Source organism: Nocardiopsis sp. NPDC057823 (genome assembly GCF_042797335.1).
GTDB classification, from domain to species: Bacteria; Actinomycetota; Actinomycetes; order Streptosporangiales; family Streptosporangiaceae; genus Nocardiopsis; species Nocardiopsis changdeensis.
In genome coordinates this window covers 397,271-414,918 of the sequence record NZ_JBHVLR010000004.1, presented here as the reverse complement: position 1 = coordinate 414,918, position 17,648 = coordinate 397,271, and the positions used below count along the sequence as shown (strand labels likewise).

At 74.7% G+C, this 17,648-nt stretch carries 11 protein-coding genes; 7 read left to right on the top strand and 4 right to left on the bottom strand.

The features are described from left to right. Positions 1-7: 7 nt before the first annotated feature. Positions 8-1,000: an ornithine cyclodeaminase family protein gene (locus ACFVNO_RS10500; RefSeq protein ID WP_355258623.1), complete on the top strand. Its 993-nt coding sequence runs from the start codon at positions 8-10 to the stop codon at positions 998-1,000. A 66-nt stretch (positions 1,001-1,066) separates the two neighbouring features. Continuing rightward, positions 1,067-3,106 (top strand): thioredoxin domain-containing protein, encoded by a 2,040-nt coding sequence (locus ACFVNO_RS10495; protein WP_378891352.1) that lies wholly within the window; start codon positions 1,067-1,069, stop codon positions 3,104-3,106. Between the two features lie 66 nt (positions 3,107-3,172). Here ACFVNO_RS10495 and ACFVNO_RS10490 read toward each other — a convergent pair whose 3' ends face one another. Further along, positions 3,173-4,540, bottom strand: coding sequence for a serine/threonine-protein kinase (locus tag ACFVNO_RS10490; protein WP_378891349.1), 1,368 nt, complete (start codon positions 4,538-4,540; stop codon positions 3,173-3,175). A gap of 355 nt (positions 4,541-4,895) precedes the next feature. Here ACFVNO_RS10490 and ACFVNO_RS10485 point away from each other — a divergent pair, with 355 nt between their 5' ends. The 3 genes from ACFVNO_RS10485 (at position 4,896) to ACFVNO_RS10475 (ending at position 7,981) form a co-directional block, all read left to right on the top strand. Continuing rightward, complete coding sequence (locus ACFVNO_RS10485) at positions 4,896-5,507, top strand: sigma-70 family RNA polymerase sigma factor (RefSeq protein ID WP_355258614.1); 612 nt, start codon at positions 4,896-4,898, stop codon at positions 5,505-5,507. A 95-nt stretch (positions 5,508-5,602) separates the two neighbouring features. Then, positions 5,603-6,364 (top strand): isoprenyl transferase, encoded by a 762-nt coding sequence (locus ACFVNO_RS10480; RefSeq protein ID WP_355258611.1) that lies wholly within the window; start codon positions 5,603-5,605, stop codon positions 6,362-6,364. Positions 6,365-6,631: 267 nt separating this feature from the next. Then, entirely contained in the window at positions 6,632-7,981 is a 1,350-nt protein-coding gene (locus tag ACFVNO_RS10475) for a PhoH family protein (RefSeq protein ID WP_355258608.1), read from the top strand. An 81-nt stretch (positions 7,982-8,062) separates the two neighbouring features. Here ACFVNO_RS10475 and ACFVNO_RS10470 read toward each other — a convergent pair whose 3' ends face one another. After that, entirely contained in the window at positions 8,063-12,094 is a 4,032-nt protein-coding gene (locus ACFVNO_RS10470) for an SCO7613 C-terminal domain-containing membrane protein (RefSeq protein WP_378891344.1), read from the bottom strand. Between the two features lie 416 nt (positions 12,095-12,510). Between ACFVNO_RS10470 and ACFVNO_RS10465 the strand changes: the two genes are divergently transcribed. Together ACFVNO_RS10465 and ACFVNO_RS10460 are read left to right on the top strand one after the other, a co-directional pair. Beyond that, on the top strand, positions 12,511-13,203 hold the full coding sequence (locus ACFVNO_RS10465) for a lytic transglycosylase domain-containing protein (RefSeq protein WP_355258602.1): 693 nt from the start codon (positions 12,511-12,513) through the stop codon (positions 13,201-13,203). 43 nt (positions 13,204-13,246) lie between these two features. Next, positions 13,247-13,891, top strand: a complete 645-nt coding sequence (locus ACFVNO_RS10460; RefSeq protein WP_378891340.1) for a lytic transglycosylase domain-containing protein — start codon at positions 13,247-13,249, stop codon at positions 13,889-13,891. A 60-nt stretch (positions 13,892-13,951) separates the two neighbouring features. Here ACFVNO_RS10460 and ACFVNO_RS10455 read toward each other — a convergent pair whose 3' ends face one another. Both ACFVNO_RS10455 and ACFVNO_RS10450 read right to left on the bottom strand, forming a co-directional pair. Continuing rightward, positions 13,952-15,949, bottom strand: a complete 1,998-nt coding sequence (locus ACFVNO_RS10455; protein WP_355258599.1) for a serine/threonine-protein kinase — start codon at positions 15,947-15,949, stop codon at positions 13,952-13,954. Between the two features lie 258 nt (positions 15,950-16,207). Beyond that, complete coding sequence (locus tag ACFVNO_RS10450; protein ID WP_220563228.1) at positions 16,208-17,596, bottom strand: aspartate ammonia-lyase; 1,389 nt, start codon at positions 17,594-17,596, stop codon at positions 16,208-16,210. Between the last annotated feature and the right edge of the window lie 52 nt (positions 17,597-17,648).

Sequence of the window (17,648 nt, the reverse complement as noted above, 5' to 3'; positions counted from 1 at the left end):
GGCCCCCATGACGCTCATCCTCACCCGTTCGGAACTCACCGGCCTGGTCGCGCCCGCCCGGGTCGCCGCGGCCGTGGAGGCGGCCTTCGCGGAACTGGCCGGCGGCCGGGCGGCGCAGCCGTACGGGGAGCCCGCGCGCGTCGCCGGGCTCGACCCGCAGTTCGTGCCGATGACCGCGCTGCTGCCCGCGAGCGGCCTGGCCGCGGGCAAACTGCTCAGCGACATCCCCGGCAACCGCGCCCGCGGGCTGCCCGCCCAGCAGTCCGTGCTGGTCCTGGCCGACGCCGAGACCGGCGGCCCGCTGGCCGTGATGGACGGCGCGGTGCCCACCCGGCTGCGCACCGCCGCGACCACGCGCGTGGCCACCCGGCACCTGGCCCGCCCGGGCCCGTACGTGCTGGGTGTGGTGGGCGCCGGCCCGCTGGCCGCCGCCCACGTGGTCGCGCTCGCCGACGAGCGGCGCCCCGAGCGGGTCCTGGTGTGGTCGCGCCGGGAGGAGACCGTGCGGGCCCTGCGCGAGGAGGTGGCCGCCCACGTGCCGGGCCTGGAGGTCGCCCCCGCGGACTCGCCGCGCGCGGTGGTGGCCGGGGCGGACGTCGTCTGCACCGTCACCCCGTCCAGGGAACCGCTGGTCGAGGGCGCCTGGCTGCGCCCGGGGCAGCACCTCAACGTCGTCGGGGCGCCGCCGCGCACCGACCACCGCGAGGTGGACGCCGCCGCGCTGGCCGCCGGCCTCCTGGTCGTGGACTCGTCCCCGGTCGCCCTGCACGAGTCCGGGGCCGTGGCCACCGCGATCGCCGAGGGTGCGATCACCGCCGGGGACTGCGCCCTGGACCTGGCCGCGGTGGTCTCCGGGCGGCACCCCGGCCGGACCTCCGAGGCCGGGATCACCGTGTTCGCCTCCGTCGGCCTGGGCCTGGAGGACGCCGCGGTCGGCCGCCTGCTGCTCGACGCCGCCCGGGAGAGGGGGCTGGGCACCGAGATCGCCCTGGCGGGCTGACCCCGCCGTCCCGGTACGGCCGTCCGCTCCCCGCCGCGGGCGGCCCCGGGATGGCAGAGTGGGGACATGTCCAACCGCCTGCGCGACGCGACCAGCCCGTACCTGCTCCAGCACGCCGACAACCCCGTCGAATGGTGGCCCTGGGGGGAGGAGGCCTTCGCCGAGGCGCGCCGCCGCGACGTGCCCGTCCTCATCTCCGTGGGCTACGCGGCCTGCCACTGGTGCCACGTCATGGCACACGAGTCCTTCGAGGACCGGGCGACCGCCGAGCGGATGAACGCCCTGTTCGTCAACGTCAAGGTGGACCGCGAGGAGCGCCCCGACGTCGACGCCGTCTACATGGAGGCCACCCAGGCCATGACCGGCCAGGGCGGCTGGCCGATGACGGTCTTCGCCACCCCCGACGGCGCGCCCTTCTACTGCGGCACCTACTTCCCGCGCGACCACTTCCAGCGCCTCCTGGAGGGCGTCTCCCAGGCCTGGCGGACCAGGCGCGGGGAACTGCTCGACCAGGGCCGCCGGGTCGTCGAGGCCCTGGGCGCCCCCCGGGCCCTGCCCGACGCGCCCCCGCCGGACGCCGCCGTGCTCGACCTGGCGGTGCGGGCGCTGGTGCGCGACTACGACACCCAGGAGGGCGGGTTCGGCGGCGCGCCCAAGTTCCCGCCGTCGATGCTGCTGTCGTTCCTGACCGCGCACGACGAGCGCACCCGGCCCCTCCAGAGCGCGGCCGAGCCCACCCCCTCGTGGCTGATGGCGCTGGGCACCGCCGACGCCATGGCCCGCGGCGGCATCTACGACCAGCTCGGCGGCGGGTTCGCCCGCTACTCGGTGGACCGGGAGTGGGTGGTGCCGCACTTCGAGAAGATGCTGTACGACAACGCCCTGCTGCTGCGCGCCTACGCCCGGATGGCCCGCCGCCCCGCCGAGCCCGGCCCGGCCGGGGAGGCGTCCGCGGCCCTGCTGCGCCGGGTCGCCGGGGAGACCGCCGACTGGATGCTGCGCGACCTGCGCACCCCCGAGGGCGGGTTCGCCTCCGCGCTGGACGCCGACAGCGACGGGGAGGAGGGCACCTACTACGTGTGGACCCCCGGTCAGCTGCGCGAGGTGCTGGGGGAGGAGGACGCCGCCTTCGCCGCCGAGGTGTTCGGGGTGACGGAGGAGGGCACCTTCGAGCACGGCTCCTCGGTGCTGCGCCTGCCGTCCACGCCCGTCGACACCTGGCGCTACGAGCGGGTCCGCGCCGCCCTGCTGGCCGCCCGGGAGGAGCGCACGCCGCCGGCGCGCGACGACAAGGTGGTGGCCGCCTGGAACGGGCTGGCGATCGCGGGCCTGGCCGAGGCGGGGGTCCTGCTGGACCGCCCCGACCTGGTGGACGCCGCCCGGGAGGCCGCCGACCTGCTGCTCTCAGTGCACCTGGGCGGGGGGAGGCTGGTGCGCACCTCCCGCGACGGGGCCGCCGGGAGCAGCCCCGGTGTCCTGGAGGACTACGCCGACGTCGCCGAGGGGCTGCTCGCCCTGCACGGCGTCACGGGGGAGGCCCGCTACGCCCGGGCGGCCGGAGAGCTGCTGGACGTGGTGCTGGAGCGCTTCGTCGACGACGAGGGCGGTTTCTACGACACGGCGGACGACGCCGAGAAGCTGTTCAACCGCCCCCAGGACCCCACCGACAACGCCGTGCCCTCGGGCCGCTCCGCGGCGGCCGGCGCGCTGCTGTCCTACGCGGCGCTCACCGGCTCGCGCCGCCACCGGGAGGCCGCCGAGCGGGCGCTGGTGCCGGTGGGCCTGCTGGCGGAGAAGGCGCCCCGGTTCGCCGGGTGGGGGTTGGCGGTCGGCGAGGCGCTGCTGGCCGGTCCGCTGGAGATCGCGGTCGTCGGCGACCCCGGGGACCCGGCCACCGGCGAGCTGGTGCGCACCGCGCTGGCCCACGCCCCGCTGGGCACCGTGCTCTCGCGCGGCGACGGCCTCGACGACGGGGGAGTGCCGCTGCTGCGCGACCGCGTCCGGGTGGACGGGCGGCCCACGGCGTACGTGTGCGAGGGGTTCGTCTGCCGCCTCCCGGTCACCTCGCCGGACGACCTCCGCGACCTCCTCGCCCGCAGGGCGTGAGGGCGGGCCCCCGGGCCCGCCGGCGGGCGCGGTGGCGGGGCACGCGCGGGAGGCGGCGGCCGGCCGTCAGCCCAGGACCGTGTTGTCGATGATCTCGTTCACCAGGTCGGGCCGGTAGTCCGGCTGGCGGATCTCCATGTACACCGTGGAGGGCTCCCCGGGCCGGTGCACGGCGGCGCTGGTGAAGGCCCCGTTGCCGTTGCACTCGGGCCAGTCCCACACCGTGCCCTGCCAGTCGCCGGTGTCGACCCGGCGGCTGGCGGGGTCCCCCGGGCAGGGGTCGTGGTCGGCGACCCGCGACAGGTCGCGGGCCCCGGGCATCACGGTGGCGTACACGCCGTAGGACGGGACCTCGGTGGAGTGCCAGTCGTCGGCGTCGGTGGCCACCAGCAGGCCGGGCCCGGCCCCGGCGTCGGCCGCGGCGGGCTGCGCCTCCAGGTCGGTGTGGAACTCCCGGGCCCACACCGCGGGCACCCCCATGCGGATGTTCTGTCCGGCGTGGCGCACCGTGGTCAGCGACAGCCCCGGGGCCCCGCCGGACATGGTGAGCACGCCCGCCCCCAGCACGGACGCCGCCACCAGGGCGGCGGCCCGACGCCACGGCATCCGGTACCGCTGCCACCACTGGTCGGCCCGGGGCAGGTCGGGGGCCATACGGATGGCGCGGACCCGGTCGGTGAAGGTCTTGGCGTCGGCCGGGCGGCTCTCCCGGTCGACGGAGAGCGCCGACAGGATGAGCTCGTCCAGCTCCCGCGGCAGCCCCGGCCGGATGCGGCCGGGCGGGACGCGCACCGGCGGGCGGGAGGGCGGCTTCCCGGTGATCAGCTCGTAGGCGACGGCGCCCAGCGAGTACACGTCCGAGCGCACGTCCAGGTCGCCGCCGGGGATGCTCTGCTCCGGCGACATGTACCCGGGGGTCCCGGCCGCGGCGGTGAACCCCGACGCCTCGTCGATGGCCTTGGCGAAGCCCAGGTCGGCGACGAGCACCCGCTGGCCCACCGGGGAGGACTGGAGCAGCACGTTGGACGGCTTGATGTCCCGGTGGATGGTGCCGTGGTTGTGCAGCACGGTGATGCCCTGGCCGATCTCGGTCAGCAGCCTCAGCGCCTCGTCCAGCGGCAGCGGCCCGCGGCGGATGAGGTCCGCGACGCTGCCCTGGTCGGCGTAGGTCATGACCATGTACGGGCGGCCGTCGGGGAGGACGTCCACGTCGTGGACCGCGACCAGCCACGTGGAGTCGGTCTGGCGCAGGATGCGCGCCTCCTCCAGGAACCTGTGCTGGATGTCCATCTGGTGCGCCCAGTTCTCGGCGAGTACCTTGATGGCCACCGGGTAGTTCAGCAGGTCGTCCTGGGCCAGCCAGACCGTGGCGAAGGAGCCCGACCCCAGGCGTCTGATGACGCGGTAACGGCCGAAGGCCTCGGGTTGGCTCATTTCCGCCTCGGTCTGTCAGGGGTGAATACGCGGTCGTTGCCCACTAATACACCATCTACACCTTCGCGTTGACTCTTGCGGATATGATCCCCTCTCCGGGTGGCGCGGATCCCGCCGGGGGAGGGAAACTGGTGGAAACCCCCACGGGCACCCCCGCGCCCGCGGAATGGCAGTGTGAAATGTGAACTTTCGTTGTCCGTGGGACTCCGGGTGACGGAGAACCGGGAGGATGGAACGAGGCGGAGCCGATGGGGGCCCGTAGACGTCCTATTGACGTGTGACCCTCGAATCGTGGACGCACAGCGCCGAACAGCGGACGGCCGGACGTCTGCCGTCAGTCAGGGAGAGACCAGCCATGCGCAGTAGTGACAACAACGAGCACGAGGTGACCCCGGCGCCCCGTCGACGGGTGGCGAGCAACGTCGACGAGGAGCTGGAGGAGCTCGCCCGCAGGTCCAGGGACGGCGACGCCGTCGCCCTGGACGAACTGCTCCGGCGGATCCAGCCCGAGGTGCTGCGCCGGTGCGCGCGCTTCCTGCCCTACCGGCAGGACGCCGAGGAGGCCTGCCAGGACGCCCTGCTCCGGGTGGCCCGCAAGATCGACAGCTTCAAGGGCGACTCCCTGTTCACGACGTGGCTGTACACCGTCGTGTCCAACTCCGCCCGCCAGACCTACCGCTCCATGAAGCGCCGCGCCGCCGAGTTCCCGACCGAGGCCGAGCGCATGCCCCACCAGCGCGACCCGCGCACCACCAGCGTGATCGCCGGTTCCCGGATCGACCTGCTGGAGGCCCTCGACCAGCTGGAGAAGGACCGTCCGAACCTGGTGGCCCCCCTGGTCCTGCGCGACCTGTGCCAGATGGACTACAACGAGATCGCCTCGGAGCTGAACCTCGCCCTGGGCACCGTGAAGTCCCGCATCCACCAGGGGCGCAAGCACGTGCGCAAGTCCCTGGCCGTAACGTGACCTCTCGCGGCGAACTACCCTGGACGGTATCCCCGTCGGCACCTCCTGGCACAGGAGGGTGCTGTCCCTGATCCAGCTCTGAGAGGTTTTCGCCCATGGGGCTTCGCGACCCCTTGTACTGGCTCTACGAGCGGCGCCTGGAACGCCAATTGCAGGGCCGGCAGATTCCCCGCCATGTCGGTGTCGCCATGGACGGCAATCGCCGGTGGGCGAAGAACAGCGGTCTGGCGGAGGCGGCGGAGGGCCACCGGGCCGGAGCGGACAAGATCTTCGAGCTGCTCCGGTGGTGCGACGAGATCGGCGTCCAGGTCGTCACCCTCTGGATGCTGTCCACCGACAACCTCTCGCGCGACGAGGCCGAGCTCGGCGCTCTCGTGCAGATCATCGAGGAGACCATCGCCCGGCTGCGCGAGGAGGGGTGGAACACCCGGCCGGTCGGGGCCCTGGACGTGCTCCCCGCGTCGACCGCCCGCGCCCTGAAGGAGGCGGAAGAGGCCACATCCGGCAACCCGGGCCTGGTTGTCAACGTCGCCGTCGGGTATGGAGGTAGACGTGAGATCGCCGACGCGGTTCGGTCGCTCCTCCACGAGGAGGCGGCCAAGGGCACCGGTATCCAGGAGCTCGCCGAGCGCCTGGACATCGCCGACATCGCCCGGCATCTCTACACGCGCGGCCAGCCCGATCCGGACCTGCTCATCCGTACCTCCGGGGAGCAGCGCCTGTCCGGGTTCATGCTGTGGCAGAGCGTGCACTCGGAGTTCTACTTCTGCGAGGTCTTCTGGCCGGCTTTCCGCAGGGTGGACTTCCTGCGCGCTCTGCGCTCCTACGGCGCGCGCAACCGGCGCTACGGTTCCTGACCCCCGGCTCCCGTCACGGCATCGCCCCTTAACACGGTGTTCACCCCGCGGGGCGGAAACGGACTGGAAAACGGGTTCGCGGACGCGTAGCTTCGGAAGAAGCGGGTGGCGTTCGTCCACCCGTTCGGGAGGCCCCGGCTCATTGATCCCCTCCGCCACCGCGGAACGTCAACGAGGAGGGCCGGACCCGGCCCTGTGGGGCCTGGTCCCGGTCCTCCATGATCCCGTGACAGCGGGGCGCCCCCGCGGCGCCCAAGGGGAGAACGAGTGGCTAGTTCCTCGACCGATCGCCGTGACACCCAGTCCCCCATCGCCCCCTCTGCGGAGACGGGCGCGGAACGGCGCGTCTACGTGCTCGACACCAGCGTCCTGCTCGCCGACCCGCTGGCCCTGACCCGGTTCGCCGAGCACGAGGTGGTCATCCCCGTGGTGGTGATCACCGAGCTGGAGAGCAAGCGGCACCACCCGGAGCTCGGGTACTTCGCCCGCAACGCGCTGCGCTTCCTGGACGACCTGCGGGTCGCCAACGGTCGCCTGGACGTCCCGGTCCCCGTGAACGACGACGGCGGCAGCGTGCGCGTCGAGCTCAACCACAGCGATCCGGAGATCCTCCCGGCCGGTTTCCGGCTGGGCGACAACGACACCCGGATCCTGACCGTCGCCCGCAACCTCCAGGAGGAGGGCGGCGAGGTCGTGCTGGTGAGCAAGGACCTGCCGATGCGCATCAAGGCCTCCTCGATCGGCCTGGCGGCCGACGAGTACCGGGCCGAGCTGGCGATCGAGCACGGGTGGACGGGCATGGCCGAGCTGGACGTGGCCGCCCACCAGGTGTCGGAGCTGTTCGAGCACGGCGCCACCGACATCGAGGCGGCCCGCGAGCTCCCCTGCCACACCGGCCTGGTGCTGGTCTCCGAACGCGGCAAGGCGCTGGGGCGGGTCCGCCCGGACAAGTCGGTGCGCCTGGTGCGCGGCGACCGCGACGTGTTCGGCCTGCACGGCCGCAGCGCCGAGCAGCGCGTCGCCTTGGACCTGCTCACCGACCCCGAGGTGGGCATCGTCTCCCTGGGCGGCCGGGCCGGCACGGGCAAGTCGGCGCTGGCGCTGTGCGCCGGCCTGGAGGCGGTCCTGGAACGCCGCCAGCACCGCAAGGTGATGGTGTTCCGCCCGCTGTACGCGGTCGGCGGCCAGGAGCTGGGCTACCTGCCGGGCACCGAGAACGACAAGATGACCCCGTGGGGGCAGGCGGTGCACGACACCCTGTCCGCGGTCACCAGCGAGGACGTCATCGAGGAGGTCGTGGACCGGGGGATGCTGGAGGTCCTGCCGCTCACCCACATCCGCGGCCGGTCGCTGCACGACGCGTTCGTCATCGTGGACGAGGCGCAGTCGCTGGAGCGGGGGGTCCTGCTCACCGTGCTGTCGCGGCTGGGGGAGAACTCGCGGGTGGTCCTCACCCACGACATCGCCCAGCGCGACAACCTGCGGGTCGGCCGCCACGACGGTGTCGTCGCGGTGATCGAGAAGCTCAAGGGGCACCCGCTGTTCGCGCACATCACGCTGACCCGGTCGGAGCGGTCCCCGATCGCCGCCCTGGTCACGGAGATGCTGGAGAACTGACGCAGGGCACGGCGGCGGCCCGCTCCCGGCCGGGAGCGGGCCGCCCGCGTCAGCCGGGGCCCGGTCGGAGCGGCCCGCCGGTCAGCGCATGCCCCCGATGAAGTGCCCGAGCCTGCGCACCCGCTCCAGGCTCGCCTCGTAGCGGGCGCCGATCAGCAGCAGCAGCGCGCCGATCACCGCGAACGGCACCCAGTTGGGCAGCAGCCGGGTCAGGTCCCACAGCGGCGGGCCGAACGCCCGCAGCGCCGTGCCCAGCAGGGTCAGGCCGCCGATGACCAGCGCCGCCTGGCTGCGTCGGCGCAGGCCCCACAGGACCACGGCCAGTGCGGCGGCCAGCAGCGCGGGCACCCGCCACAGCGTGTCCTCGCCGGCCAGCACCATGCCCAGGCCGGGCAGGAGCAGCAGGCACAGGCCGCCGGACAGGGACGCCCAGCTCGACGGGGTCCGCTCCGCCTTGCGGGTCCACTCCCAGCCGACGACCAGGGCGGCCAGGGCAGGGAGCACGGTGTAGGCCTCGGGGACGGTCACGTCCCACGCGGCCAGCGCGGTCCACAGGGCGGCGAGCATGAGCAGCGCGCCGACCGCCGCGGCCCACCGGCGCTCCGGCCGGACCGCCGTGGCCAAGGCGATCACGCCGACGACCGCCAGCGCCAGGGCGGTGATCCCGCCGTGCGCGCCGTGGACCGCGGCGACCGCCACGGACACCGCCGCCCACAGCGCGGCCGGGACCTCGGCGGCCTCCACCAGCGGAGAGCGCATCCGCGGCGCGGCGGCGGCCACCCCCGCCACCAGGGCGATGGGTGCCAGCGCCGCGTACTCCGCCGGGGCGCCCAGGGCCAGGGCGAGCGTGAAGGCGAACCCGCCGGTGGCCGCGGTGGCCGCCGCCGTCGCCGCCACCGCGGGCGGGACGGTGCGGGCCGGCGCGGCCACCGCCGAGCCCAGCGCCGCGACGGCCAGCAGGACGGCGATGGTCGCGTACCGTTCGGCCAGCGCCCAGCCCAGCGCCTGGGCCAGGACCAGCAGGCCGGTGAGCCCCGGCAGCCAGGAGAAGGACCGGTCCCGGGACAGCGCCGACCACAGGGCCAGCCCCGCGCCGACCGCGACCGACACCGCCAGCGCCACCGCGAAGGGCGCGCCGACGAGCACCGCCACCGGTACCAGCGCGGGCGGGACGGCCAGCGCGGCCGTGTGCCCGGTCCACCGGCGGGCGGCCAGGGAGGCGGCGCCGACCGCGGCCGCGCCGGCCGCCACGACCCCCAGGGCCACCAGCGGGTCGGGCCGGTCGCCCAGGCCCAGGAACACGTACGCGGGGTCGAGCAGGGCGCCCGCTCCGGCCGCCGCCACCCCGTGGTTCCAGGAGACCGGGACCAGGGCGGTGGCCGCCGTCGTCCCGGCCACCAGCGGGGCGGCGCCGCCCAGCAGCAGGCCGACCGCGGTGAGCGGGAGCGCGTCCGTGCCCTCGCCCAGCACCAGCGCCGTCGCCCCGAGCAGGACGGGGACCGCCGCGAGCAGCCACCAGGCCGCAACCCCGGTCTCCGCACCCGCGGCGCCCGCCAGGCACAACGCCCACGCCGCCGCGGCCGGGAACCCGGTGCCCAGGGCCGCCCCGAAGGCCGTGCCGATCCTGATGCCCGGGGCGGCCCCCGCGGTGCCGGCCACCGGCCCGGCGGTCGGCACGGGCGGCAGGGCCCGGGCCTCCGCCGGGTGCCGGGGCGCGGCGGCCCGGCGGGAGAGCAGCGCGCAGCCCAGGGCGGCGCCCGCCGACAGCAGGACCACGAGCAGCGTCGTGTGCTGTTCGGGCAGCGACCAGTACAGCGCCGCCGCCAGGGTCAGCGGGCCGGTGACCGCCGGCGCCCACGCCAGGCGGTCGCGGACCAGGGCCGCGCCCAGGGCGAGCAGGGCGCCCACCGCGGCGGCCCACAGGACGGCGACGGCGAACGGCGCGCCCAGCATCACCGGCAGCGGGACCAGCGCGGGCGGGGCCGCCAGCGCCGCGGCGGGCAGCAGCCACCGGCGGTCGACGGCCCCGACCAGGGCCACGGCCAGCGCCCCGGCGACCAGCAGCCCGGCCGCGGTGCCCGGGCCGACGGCGACGGCGGTCCCCAGCACCTCGGTCGCGGGTTCGAGCATCACCTCGGGCGGCGCGCTCCAGACCTCCAGGGAGGTGCCCCCGCTCCACAGGGCGCCGCCCGGGGGCGCCAGCACCAGGGCCAGTGGCAGGAGCAGCAGCCCGAACACCGTGAAGGCGGTGCGGGCGTCGGGGGCGCCCGGCACGGCCGGGCGCGGGGAGGTGCGGCCCAGCAGCAGCGCGGTCACCCCGCTGAGCAGGATCGCGGCGGCGGTCCACCAGCTGCCCTGCGCGGGCATCACACCGGCGCCCAGCGCGGCCCACGCCGAGGCCCAGGCAGGCAGGCCCACCGCCCACAGGGCCAGGGCGGCGCCGTACAGGACCCGGCCCGGCGGCACGGGGACCGCCGTCCCGGGCGGAACGGGGGCGGCCGGGGCCCCGAAGCCTGGGAACCGGTGGCGCAGGAGCAGCAGCGCGGCCAGGGCGACCAGGCCCACGCACGGCAGCGCGGCCATGAAGGTCCAGAACAGCCCTGCGGACCACAGCAGGGCGGTGACCAGGGTCGCCACCCCGGCCGCGGCGGACGCCCAGGCGTACGGGCGGGCGGGGATCGCCGCGGTGCCCAGGACCAGGAGCCCGCCCAGGCACAGCGCCCAGGCGACCGCGACCGGGTGCGGCAGGCCCAGCAGCAGCGGCGGGGCCAGCAGCACCGGCGGGGCCGCCAGGAACGCCACCGTCGGCAGCAGGTCGCGGCGCAGCAGCGCCGTCACACCGGCGGCCAGCGCCGCGCCGACCGCGATCGCCGCCAGGTAGGGCAGGCTCTCCGGCCAGGCGGTGCCGGGGCCGTCCACGCCCAGCACCGTGGTCGCCGGGACGTCCGCCGAGCGCAGGCTCCACGGTTCGCCGGCCGGCGGACGGGGCAGCACCGGCAGGACCGCCGGACCGGCGGCGAGCGGCACCAGGACCAGGGCGGCGACGGCGGGGAGGGCGGCGATCCGGCCGTTGGCGCGGTCGCGCGCCAGGACCAGCCAGGTCGCCCCGGACAGCAGCAGGGCCAGGGCCGGGCCCCACCAGCCCGGCGGGTCCGCTTCCGTGACGGCGAAGACCAGCAGCGCGGAGACGGCGGCGGTGAGCACGGCGAGGACCACCGACAGCACGGTCAGCGTCCTGCGCGGCGCGTGTTCGCCGAGGGGCGCGGTCACGCGGGCCAGGACCAGGTCGGCGAGCCCGGTGGCGGCCAGGACCGGCAGGATCCAGGGGAAGGGGTCGTCCAGCGGCAGGGCGAAGAGCAGCAGCAGCGGCACCGGCTGGGCGGCCAGTGCCGCGATGATCCGGGGCGCGCGCAGCGGCACCAGCAGCGGGTAGAGGGCCGTCAGCGCGGCGATGCCGGCCAGCGCCCCGGCCGAGTAGCCGGGGCCCTCGGGCAGGCGTTCGGGCATGAGCAGCCACAGCGCCAGCGCGTCGATGCCCAGCAGCACGGCGGCCAGCACGCCGAAGGTCTCGGCGGTGGCCTGGAGGCCCCGGCGGTACAGCGGCACGGCGACCAGGGCGAACGCGAGCGTGGTCGCCCCGAGCACCAGGGCCCGGGTGCCGGTGCCCATGTCGCTCCACGTCCAGATCGCGAACACCAGGGCCGAGATGCCGACGAGCAGGCCGCCCAGGCCGAGGATGACGTTCTGGGCGGAGCGGCGGCGCATCTCGCCGTCCGGCCGGGGCGGCACGGCGGCGTGCGGTGCGGCGGCGGGGACGGCCGCCGGATGGGCCGCGGGCGGTACGGGACCGGCGGCCGGGGGGACGGCGGCCGCCCGGCGGGAGGCCGCGCGCAGCGCGTGCAGCAGCCCCGAGCGTTCGCTGCGCAGGCGTCTCAGGTGCTCGTCGGCCCGGCCGATCTCGGTGTCGACCTCCCACAGGCGCTGGGCGAGCGGGCCGGTGAGCAGCAGTCCGCACCGGGCGCAGGCCGCGGACCCGGCCGCCAGCGGGGAGCGGCAGTCCGGGCAGCGCAGGGACGGCCCTGCTGCGGGCGGCGGGGATGCGTTGACGTCCATGTTGGCCATCCTGTCCCCGGGACCGGGCCGGGCACATCCGTACGCGTACTCAGTCCGGACCCGGATCCGGGGGCCGCGGCCGGAGTGGGAACGCCCACTCCTTGGAGTCCCCTTGGTCACCCCTTGACTCTCCGTGTCCCAGTACAGGTCAGAGCCCGGCAATGCGGACACGTTACGTGATGTGAGTCAAGCCACAGTATCTACGGTGTTACGTGGTCGTAATGATGGTGCAGGCTGAATCCGCTGCACAGAGCACCCCCACCGTGCGGACCCGCCGTGCGGGCGGAGCGCGATCGCGCCCGCCCCCCTTCTCTCCCGGCCCCGAGGCCGACGGCGGAGATCCACCGCACGCGCGCGGCCCCGGCCCGGCCGGGCGTCCCGTAGGCGCGTGCGGCCGTCTACGCGAAAGGGCGATCTTGCCACTCCCACGGATTCAGTTGCGTTACGCGGGCGCCGCAGGCGCCGCGGTCCTGGTCGCCGCGGGCACCTTCGGTGTCGCGGCCTTCGCCGACTCCGGGACCCCCGACCCCCGTGACGCGGCCTCGGCGGCCCTGCCGCCGGAGCCCTCCCCGGTCCCGACCGCCCAGGAGGACGACGACTTCTTCCAGACCCCGGCCGCCGCAGACCCGCAGCGCCGGCAGGAGGACCTCGAACAGGCCCGCGAGTCCGCCGAGCAGGCCGGGCGCGACGCGGTCCTCAGCGGCGACGCGCAGGCCTCCGACATCCTCGAGGAGCCCGAACCCGAGCCCGACCCCGAGCCGCGGGACAGCGGATCCTCCGGCGGCTCCGGCACCCCGGTCCCCGCCGGGTCGGCCAAGGAGATCGCCCTGGAGATGGTCCTCGCCGAGGGCTGGTCCGAGAGCGAGTTCACCGACTGCCTCGAACCGCTGTGGCAGAAGGAGAGCGGCTGGAACCACCTGGCCGAGAACCCCAGCTCGGGCGCCTACGGGATCCCCCAGTCGCTCCCCGGCGACAAGATGGCGTCCCACGGCTCGGACTGGCGGACCAACCCCGCCACCCAGATCGCCTGGGGCATCGACTACATCAAGGGCCGCTACGGCACCCCGTGCGGTGCGTGGGCCCACTCCCAGGCGAACAACTGGTATTAATAGGGCTTTCCCGCCCCATGACCCCCTCTTGGGAAAGGTAACCGTGTTACTCAACCGCATGTCGCTGCGCAGTACGGCGGCCATCGGTGCGGCCACCCTCGTCGCGGGCGCGACGTTCGCCGTCTCCGCGTTCGCGGACGAGGGCGTCGACCCGGAGGTGGCGGCCAGCGCCGCCCTCCCGGACGAGGAGGCCCCCGCCGAGGAGGCCGTCGAGGACGACTTCTTCTCGTCCTCCGAGCAGCCGACCGAGGAAGAACTCCAGGCCGCCCGCGACGAGGCCCGCGCCGAGCGCGACGCCGCCGTCGGGGCCCGGACCCAGACCACCGCCTCCGAGGCCCAGGACATCGAGGAGGAGCCCGAGGAGCCCGAGACCCCCGTCTTCACGGGCGACGCCCAGGGCCTGGCCCTGGACATGGTCCTCGCCGAGGGCTGGCCCGAGAGCGAGTTCACCGACTGCCTCCAGCCGCTCTGGCAGAAGGAGAGCAACTGGAACCACCTGGCCGAGAACCCCAGCTCGGGCGCCTACGGCATCCCGCAGGCGCTTCCCGGCAGCAAGATGGCGTCCCACGGCTCGGACTGGCAGACCAACCCCGCCACCCAGATCGCCTGGGGCATCGACTACATCAAGGGCCGCTACGGCACCCCCTGCGGTGCCTGGGCCCACTCCCAGTCCGTCGGCTGGTACTGATCCCGACGCGCACGACGGCCCCCGGCGATCGCCGGGGGCCGTCGCGGTGTCCGGCACCGGTCACAGGTGCGGCTCGAACGAGTCCATCACCTCGCCGGGCAGCTCCTCGTAGTAGCCCGAGTCGCCGCGCGGCACGTTGACCGTGACCATGTAGAACACCCGCTCGCCCTGGTGGTCCATGCTGACCGCGTAGGCCCAGAAGCGGCGGGCCGGGCTCGGCCACGTGTCATTGGTGAGGTTGGACCGGACCAGCGCGACGTCCCAGCCGTCCTCGTACTCGTCTTCCCCGAACTCGTGCAGGTTGAGCTGGAGGTAGTCGGTGGTCACATCGCCCTCGACGTCGGTGCCGCCCTTGGTCTCCTCCAGGTACTCGGCGCTGGTCCCGGTGAACTCCTCCTCGGTCCACCCGGCGACCCACACCTGGTGGTCGGACCCGGGGGCGACGAACACGACGAGGCTCTCGTCGATCCTGCTGTCGTCCACCGACCAGGTCTCGGGGTAGTCCACGTCGAACCACTGGGACTCGAAGGTCTCCATCTCCTCGTAGGACGGCGGGCCGTCCTGGTCGTCCCCGGCGTCGTCGGGCACGTTCGAGGGGGTGGGCTCCACGGGGGCGCTCTGCTCGCCGGGGAGCGCGCTCTCCGACGGGTCGGCCTGCGGGGCGGGGTCCTCCCCGCCGCCGTTCGACAACAGCATGCCGCCCACCGCGACCACCGCGATGAGCACCAGCGCGAGGACGCCGCAGCCCAGGCCGATGAGCAGCTTGTTCACACCGCCGGAGGACCGCGCCGGGGGCCGGGGCGGCGCCAGGGTGCCCTGCCCGCCGGTGGGGCCGCCGTGGCCCGGGCCGTGGCCGCCGCTGTGCGAGGCGAAGGACGGCTGCGGCCGCGAGGGGCCGAAGGGGGTGCCCGGGGTCGTCGGGCCGTGGGGCGGGAACGGGCGCGGCGGGGTGTGCGGGCCGCTCGGGCCGCCCATGCCCGGGTGCGGTCCGCTCAGGGGGCCGCTGGTCGCCCCCGGGCCGGGGCCGGCCGGGTGGCCGCCGGTCGGTCCCGTGACGGGGCCGCTGGGGTGGCCGCCGACCGGGCCGCCGGGGATCGGACCGCTGGGGTACCCGCTCCCCGGGCCGGGGACGGGACCGCTCGGGTACCCGCCGCTCGCCGCCGCCACCGGACCGCTGTCGGAGGCCGGGCCGGGACCCGGGAAGTGGCCGCCGGCGTACGCCGCGGCGGCGTCCGCCCCGCCGCGTTCGTCGAGCAGGGCCAGCGCACCGTCCACGGTCAGCCGCCGGTCGGGGTCGCGCTCCAGCAGGCCGGCGATCACCGGGGTGAGCCGGCCCGCCCTGCGCATGGGGGGCAGCGGGGAGCCCAGCACCGCGGCGATGGCCGCGGTGATGGAGTCGCGGCGGAAGGGCGAGAGCCCCTCCACCGTGGCGAACAGCGTCACGCCGATGCTCCACAGGTCGCCCCGGTGCTCGGCGGGGCCGCCCTCCAACCGCTCGGGCGGCATGTACTCGGGGGACCCGATCAGCGCCCCGGTGCGGGTGATGCTCGGCCCGCCCTCCATCGTGGCGATGCCGAAGTCGGTGAGGATGACCCGGCCGTCGGCGGACATCATGATGTTGCCGGGCTTGATGTCCCGGTGCAGGACCCCGGCGGCGTCGGCCGCCTGGACCGCCTTGAGCAGGGCCTCGGCGATGGTCGCGGTGGTCTCCACGTCCAGGGCGCCGCGCTGTTCGAGCATGTCCTGGAGGGAGCCGCCCTCGACGAGCTCCATCACGACCCACGGGTCGCCCTCGAAGTCGAACACGTCGTGGATGGTGATCACGGAGGGGTGCGAGATCCGGGCCGCCGACCGGGCCTCCCGGCGCACCCGGGCGTGGGCGTCGGCGCGCTCCTCGTCGGTGAAGTGATCGGGCAGGAGCACCTGTTTGATCGCGACCGTCCGGTCCAGGGAGGGGTCGAACGCCTCCCAGACCACTCCCATGCCACCCCGGCCGAGTTCTCGGCGCAGGATGTAACGGTTCGCGACGATGCGCTCACTGTCGCTGTTACTCGACATGTACTGCCCTCTCGGACGCGGGCTCGTGCTCACGGGTGCTCTGTCAAGAATGTCCGACGCCTCCCGAATGGGGAAGGTTCCTGAACAGTGGGCATCGGAACGGAAGTGTCACCTTCCCGCGCCCTCCCCGGGGAGGGCGCGGACACATGACGGGGCACCCCGCCCGGCGGGGTGCCCCGCGGTCACCTCGGGTGACCGGTGCCGTCGTGTCCGGCGTCCCGGAGGGCGGGGACCCCCGGCCCCGGGACCCCGGCGGCGCTACTGCGAGTTGGTCATCTTCAGGACGTCGAGGGCGGCGTCGAGCTGCTCCTCGGTGAGCTTGCCGTCCGCGATGTAGCCGCGCTCCAGGACCACCTGGCGGATGGTCTTCTTCTCCTTCAGCGACTGCTTGGCGACCTTGGCGGCCTCCTCGTAGCCGATGTAGCGGTTGAGCGGCGTGACGATCGACGGGGAGGACTCCGCGTAGGTGCGGCACTGCTCCTCGTTGGCGGCGATCCCGGCGACGCAGCGGTCGGCGAACACCCGCGAGACGTTGGCGAGCAGGCGGATCGACTCCAGCACGTTGCGGGCGATCAGCGGCAGCTGCACGTTGAGCTCGAAGTTGCCGCTGGCGCCGCCGAAGGCCACCGCGGCGTCGTTGCCGACGACCTGCGAGGACACCTGGAGCACGGCCTCGCACAGCACCGGGTTGACCTTGCCCGGCATGATCGAGGAGCCCGGCTGGAGGTCGGGCAGGAACAGCTCGCCCAGGCCGGTGGTCGGGCCCGAGCCCATCCAGCGGACGTCGTTGGCGATCTTGGCGAAGCCGACCGCGATGGTCCGCAGCTGGCCGGACAGCTCGACCAGGCCGTCGCGGGCCCCCTGGGCCTCGAAGTGGTCGCGGGCCTCGGTCAGCGGCAGGCCGGTGTGCGCGGCGATCTCGGCGATCACCCGGGCGGAGAAGCCCTCCGGCGTGTTGATGCCGGTGCCCACGGCGGTGCCGCCCAGCGGCAGCTCGGCCACCCGGGGCAGGGAGGCCTCCAGGCGCTCGACGCCGTAGCGGACCTGGGCGGCGTACCCGGCGAACTCCTGGCCCAGGGTGACCGGGGTGGCGTCCATCAGGTGCGTGCGACCGCTCTTGACCACCGAGGCGAACTCGACGGACTTGCGGGTCAGCTCGCCCTCCAGGTGGCGCAGCGCCGGGATCAGGTCGTTGATCACCGCGGAGGTGGCGGCGATGTGGATGGAGGAGGGGAAGACGTCGTTGGAGGACTGCGACGCGTTGACGTGGTCGTTGGGGTGGACGTCGAGGCCGGTCCGCTCCTTGGCGATGGTGGCGATGACCTCGTTGGTGTTCATGTTGCTCGACGTGCCCGAACCGGTCTGGAACACGTCGATCGGGAACTCGGAGTCCCACTTGCCGTCGGCGACCTCGAGGGCGGCCTCGCGGATCGCCTTGCCCAGGTCGTCGCCGATGACGCCCAGCTCGGCGTTGACCTTGGCGGCGGCGGCCTTGATCTGGCCCAGGGCGGCGATGTGGGCGCCCTCCAGCCCCTGCCCCGAGATCGGGAAGTTCTCGACGGCGCGCTGGGTCTGGGCACGCCACTTGGCGTCGGCCGGGACCTTGACCTCACCCATCGAGTCGTGCTCGATGCGGAACTCACTCATTGGCTACCACACTCTCCTGGGAAAACCTGTGAATCCCAGCCTGCCAGACGCA